Consider the following 6577-nt stretch of genomic DNA (forward strand, 5'->3'; position numbering starts at 1 on the left):
TCCGAGATCCTGCCCGACAAGTTCGACCTGCGCGACCGCGGCGTGGTGACGCCGGTCAAGTTCCAGAACCCCTGGGGAACCTGCTGGGGCTTCGCGGCCATCGCCGCCTCCGAGACGAGCCTGCTCTCCGAAATGGGGACCACCTATGCGGAGACCGGCTTGGACCTCTCCGAGCGCCATCTCGCCTACTTCGCGGTCACCCACCTGCCCGACGACGAGGAAACGGACGCGAAGTACGACGGCCAGGGCGGTGAGGGCGGCTACAACGCGCTGACCGAGACCGATGACGTCCCCGACCCGGAGTTCGCCGAGCAGGTGCTGGGGTACCCGCTCGAGAACGCGGTCCTCAACTACGGCGGCTACGTCACCTATGCAACCTCGCTGTTCTCCAACGGCATCGGGCCCGTCGACGAATCGATGGCCCCCTACAGCAACGACGAGGGCATCGCCGACCACGACGCGTACTGGTCGGCGGCGGGCACCTGGACGCTGGACGAGGCCCTGCGCGCCGGGTCGTCCGCGGCGCTCGAGGAGTCGTTCATCCTGCCCTCGCCCGCGACGTTCGACGAGAGCGGCGCCTACGTGTACGACGAGGACGCGACGGCGGCCATCAAGGAGCAGCTCTTCGAGGGGCGCGCCGTCTCGATCGCGTTTTGCGCCGACGCGTCCAAGCCCGGCGAGGAATCCGACGACGCCTACATCAACACCGAGACGTGGGCGCACTACACCTACCAGCCGGCCATGACGAACCACGCGGTGGCCATCGTGGGCTGGGACGACGACTACTCCAAGGAGAACTTCAAGACCGGGCACCAGCCGCCGGCCGACGGCGCCTGGATCGTGAAGAACAGCTGGGGCTCCGCGAGCAACGAGTTCCCCAACAAGTCCAACTTCGGCGACGACGGCTACTTCTACCTGTCCTACTACGACCAGAGCATCTCGACCGTCGAGGCGCTCGACTACGACGTGGACGGCCGGGAGACCGACAAGAACGGGACCTACATCGTCAACCAGTACGACTACCTGCCGACCCAGATGTCGTTCTCCCAGGGGCACGAGGACGTCACCCGCATGGCGAACGTCTTCACGGCCGAGGACGGCCAGAGGCTCACGAGCCTGTCCTGCGAGACGGCGCAGCCCGGCACGACCGTGACCTACGAGGTCTTCCGCCTGGCCGAGGACGCTGACGACCCGACAGACGGCGAGCTGCTCACCAGCTTCGAGGCGAGCTACGAGTACGGCGGCTACCATCTGGAGAGGATCCCCGCCCAGGACCGCGAGAAGATGGGCTTCTCCCAGGGCGACCGCTTCTCGGTGGTCGTCACGGCGCGACTCTCCGACGGCGCGTACGGCATCCTGCTCCAGGGCGCGCCGAGCAGGCAGAATCGCGATGCCGAGCTCAACAGCCTGCGCATCGGCGAGAGCCAGACGCACGCCATCGAGAACCGGGTCGTCGAGACGTTGCGTACCGGCTACCTCGAGGAGCATCCGGACGCGACGGACGCGGAGGTCTCCGAGTACCTGGCATCTCAGGAGCAGGCCATCGCAGACGACGTGGAGTCGGTCATCCAGGCGCAGGTGCCCGTGTTCTTCCGCTCGGTCGTCAACGAGGGTGAGAGCTACCTGTACTCCGGCGGCGCATGGTCCGACCTGGCCGATATGCTCGCGGGCGACAACCTTCCGATGGGCGACCTGCTCGTCTACGACAACTTCCCGATCAAGGCATACGCCGACCCGTTCGACCACGCCTTCACGGACGTGCCCGCAGATGAGTGGTACAGCTCCTGGGTCGAGCGCGCGGCGGACCTCGGCCTCATGGGCGGCTACGGGGACGGCGCGTTCGGCCCCACCGACACGCTCGCGCGCGAGCAGGCGGCACAGGTCATGTGGAACCTCCTGGGAGCGTCCGACACGGACGCGCCCGCGGCAGGGCACGTCGACGTCGACCAGGGAGCCTGGTACGCCGACGCGGTCAACTGGGCGGTGGCGGACGGCGTCATGGAGGGCTACCGCGGATCCGACGCGTTCGGCGTGGGAGAGGCGCTCACGCGCGAGCAGTTCTGCACGGTGCTCGCCAAGGCGGCGGGCGCCGACCTCGACGCCCAAACGACCGACGTCCTCGACGGCTTCCCCGATGCCGACGGCGTCTCCGCATGGGCGCGCGCGGCCGTGGCCTGGGCGGTCGAAGGCGGCGTCATCGGCGGGGTCGAGACCGCCGAGGGCGCGCAGCTCCAGGCGGGCCGCGCGATGACCCGCGCCGAGATGGCCAAGATGATGGTCTCCGCCGTCGACGCGGGCATCTTCGCCGAAGGATAACGGCACCGTCGGCGCGCCGATGCGCAGGCGGAAAAACTGCACCCACAAGGAAAGGAACAGTCATGAAGATACCGACCGGACGCAGAAGGCTCGCCTGGGCGCTCGGCATCGCGCTGGCGTGCGGGCTCGCCCCCGCCGCGGCGCTCGCCCAGCCCGCGCTGGCCGACCTGCTCGCCAACGTGACGGCGGCCTCCTCGGCGGCGCAGCGAAGCGACCAGGAGGCCGTGCCCGGCCAGGCGCTCGTCCTGTACCGCGCATCCGACTCCCAGGTGAGCCTGCTCGACGACTCCGCGAGCGCCGACGAGCTTGCGGGCGCGGGCTTCGCGGTCGCCCAGACGTGGGACTTCTCCACCGTCGACCGAGCCCTCGAGCAGGGCGCCATCGAGCTCCAGAGCGACGAGGGGGCATCCGGCGACGTCCCGGAGGGCGCGGACCTGCGCGTCGCGCTCGTCGAGCGCGAGGGCGCCGACGCCGACGAGCTGGTGGCCGAGCTCGAGGAGCTCGACTTCGTGGTGGCGGCGCAGCCGAACTACATCGCGACGGTGGATGGGTCCGCACCCGACGACACGCTGTATCGCGGCTGGCAGTACAGCATGGCCAGCGAGAGCGCCGGCATCGACCTCGAGGCGGCCCTCGCCGCCCGCGAGAGCGCGCCTGCGACCTCGGGCAACATCGTCGCCGTCCTCGACACGGGCGTCGACGCCTCCCATCCCGACCTCGCCGACCACATGTGGGAGAACCCCGGCATCCCCGGCCTGCCCGGCGGGGCGGGGTCGTGCGGATACGACTTCGCCGGCAACGACGACGACCCGACGCCGGGCACCTCGTCCGTCGACTCCCATGGCACCCACTGCGCGGGAGTCATCGCCGGCATCCAGAACAACGCGGAGGGGATCGCGGGCGCGAGCGCCGACACCGAGATCATGGCGCTGAAGGTTGCCCCCGAGGACTGCGGGGGCGTGCTGTACCTCAAAGACATCGTCTCCGCCTACGAGTACCTCATCGGCGCCGCGCTCTCCGGGCAAAACGTCGTCTGCGCGAGCAACTCCTGGGAGATCGGCTCCTACGCACCGGTGCTCGATTACCTGGTGAACCAGGCCGGAAAGCTCGGCATCCTGTCCGTCTTCGCCGCGGGCAACGCCGGCTCGGACACCGCCACCGTCGGCACCGGGGCGACCACGGGCCTCGAGAGCCCCTACGCCGTCATCATCGCCTCGAGCAACAAGTCGAACGCCCTGTCGACCTTCTCGAACTTCAACGAGACTGCCGTCGACCTCGCGCTGCCCGGCTCCAACATCATGTCCACGGTCAGCACCGACGCCGCGCACGCCTACTTCTCCCCCAGCGTGTCGCTGGCCGCGGGCAAGGACCTGGAGTACGTGAACGACTTCTCCGATTACGCCGCGGACTCATCCACCTACCGGCTCTACGTCTATAACGCCGACGGGACGCCCGCCTCGCCCGAGGCCACCGACGCGTTCACCATCGAGCAGGTCGCCGATGCGGGCCACGGCACCCCCGGCCTCAAGGTGACCTTCGACCCCTCCCGGGCCGGCGGGGGCTCCTCGTACACCATGACGCTCCAGTGGTATTTCGACAACCCGTTCGTCGGCACGTCGCACGCGGTGCAGGACTTCGCCATCGGGGCGAGCGCGAGCATCGATGCCGCGAGCCCCGCCAACACGAGACTGTATATCGTGCCGTCCCTCTACTCGGTCAAGGACGGCGTGACCGTCCCGCTCCATGGCGTGTCGACCATCTCCGAGTTGAACATCGACCTGACCACCGTCTACGACACCTCCCTATCCGCCCTCGACACCGAGTCCGACCGGCTGATCGGCGCCGTCCAGGCCTCCATCGCGCCCGCTGACGGCGTCTGGTCGAGCGAGCGGACCACCTTCTACATCGAGCCCTACGGCATCGGCCTGGTGGGCGGCGACGGCGTGGACGACGAGACGAGCGACTACGCCCCCTACGGCGAGATGAGCGGGACGTCCATGGCGACCCCGCTCGCCGCCGGCACCGTCGGGCAGCTGGAGGCGCTCGACCCCGAGGCGGACGCGCTCGAGCTGCGCGGCAAGCTGGTGGGATCGACCGTCCCGCTGAGCACGACGACCTATGGAGGCGTCGAGAAGCACACAGCGACCGACGGCCGCTTCGACTGGGACGTGGCGCTCGACGACGACGTGATCAGCGCGAACACGTGGTCCGTCGACGCCGACCCGGCGACCGGCTCGGTCACCGTCCACGGCTACGCCCTGAGCGACGCGAGCGTCACCCTCGACGGCGAGGACGTCGCGTGCACGGCGCAGACCGACAGCGAGCTGACCTTCACGGCGCCCTCCGACGCCTTCGACGGGGAGTCCCACCGCATCGACGTGCTCGACCGGTCGACCGGCCGCACCCATCGCGCCTCCTACAGCCTCCCCGCGCGCGAGGCGTCCTTCGACATCATGTGGACCGACGGCTTCCCCGTCGACACGACTGATGCCGCCACGGGCGCCCTCGTGGGCACCTCGGACGCCCTGTACCTCGCCGACACGGTCGGCACCTACCTGTACCGCTCGGACAATCCCGGAAGCGGCTCATGGACCGCATGCGCCGCGCCCGGGGCGCCGTGGCAGTCGGCGACGCATGATTCCCACGCCCCGATAGCCTACACGGCCGTCGGGAGCGACATCGTCGCCGTCACGACCGACTTGGACGAGAGCGGCATCGTCGTGCTCGCGGCGACCTACAGCGCGAAGAGCGATGAATGGAGCCCCTACCGGCGAACCGCCGCCATCGCGACCCCGGAGGAGGCCGCAGGGGCGATCTATGCCTCCTCGATCGTGGGCGCGACGACGATCGGCGACACCTCCTACGCGCTCGTGGGCGCCGCGTACCAGCTCGCGTCGGGCGAGCAGGTCATACGATACGCGATCGCCTCGCTGGAGGGCCTCGACGGGGAGCTCTCCGCGACCGAGATCCGAACGGAGCAGTTCCCGGGCATCACGCTCGCTCCGATCGCTCCCATCGCGCATGACGGCGAGATCTACGTGATCGGCGCGGTCGGCGGCGGGCGGACCGACCTCTCGACGTCGTACGTGTCGCACGCATACACCGTCGACCCGGCAAGCGGCGCGCTCGACGACCTCGGCGCCATCGAGGGCGCATCCGCCTTCACGTACTCGGACTACGGAGACATCGAGAGGAGCGTGACCGTCCCTGTCGAAGACGGCGTCCTCATCTTCGCGCACCCGATCGCGGGCTCCGGCGACACCGCGTACATCGACCTCGACACACTCGCCTGCGAGGGGACGGCATGGCTCGGCGGCGACTCCGCGACGGGCGTCTCCATCACCTCGGCCGCGGTCTTCGACGGCTGCGTCCACCTGACCGCCTTCGATCACGGGACCGATGCGGCATCCGCGACGGGCGCGCTCTACACGCTCCCGCGCGCTGCCGCAGAGCAGCTCACGGGCGCTGTGTGCCCGACGGAGGGCTACGTCGACCTCGACGCGTCCGCGTGGTATCACGAGGCGGTCGACTGGGCGGTCGATGAGGGCGTCATGCTCGGCGTCGACGCGGACGCCGGCGTGTTCGGGCCCATGGTCTCGCTCACCCGCGCCCAGATGGCGCAGGTCCTCTACAACATGGCCGGCAAGCCGGCGGTCGATATCCCGATGCCCTACAGCGACTGCGCGCAGGACGCCTGGTACCGCGATGCGGTCACCTGGTGCGCCCAGCAGGGCATCTTCGAGGGCTACGGGGGAAGTGGCGAGTTCGGGCCGGACGACCCGCTGACGCGCGAGCAGATGGCGACCATCCTATGGCGCATCGCCGAGCCCGAGGACGCGAGCGGAGGCGACCTGTCCCGCTACACCGACGCCGCAACGGTGTCCGATTGGGCATACGAGGCCGTCGCGTGGGCGGTCGATGAGGGCTACCTGCGCGGCATCGGGGGAACGACCGAGCTCCAGCCGCAGGGCGACCTCGATCGCGCCCAGGCGGCGACCGTGCTCATGCGCGCCGACCGCGCCGGATTCCCCTTCCCGCGCCCGGCGGAATAGGCGCACGCGCAAGCGAAACGGCACAGGGCCCGCGACGCACGGGATAAACCGGCGTCGCGGGCCCTTACCTTTGTTAATGTCAATCTATCTTTCGCCACTTGGGACTGCGGTGGGAATCCTGGACCAAAGCGGGACAGGAGGAGAACCTCATGTACAGCCAGGGGCAGAGGAAGCGCGCGATAGAGACCTTCATCAAATTCGACCATAGC

Annotated in this window: 2 protein-coding genes; both read left to right on the forward strand. The window is 69.3% G+C overall.

Annotated elements, in window-relative coordinates; translation table 11 throughout:
* Positions 1-2316: S-layer homology domain-containing protein (locus H6A21_RS10540; protein WP_204562741.1), on the forward strand; the 2316-nt coding region annotated here is incomplete at its 5' end.
* Between the two features lie 62 nt (positions 2317-2378).
* On the forward strand, positions 2379-6368 hold the full coding sequence (locus H6A21_RS10545; RefSeq protein WP_204562742.1) for a S8 family serine peptidase: 3990 nt from the start codon (positions 2379-2381) through the stop codon (positions 6366-6368).
* The last annotated feature ends 209 nt before the right edge of the window (positions 6369-6577 follow it).

It is taken from the genome of Collinsella tanakaei, assembly GCF_016902615.1.
Classification (GTDB): Bacteria; Actinomycetota; Coriobacteriia; order Coriobacteriales; family Coriobacteriaceae; genus Collinsella; species Collinsella tanakaei_A.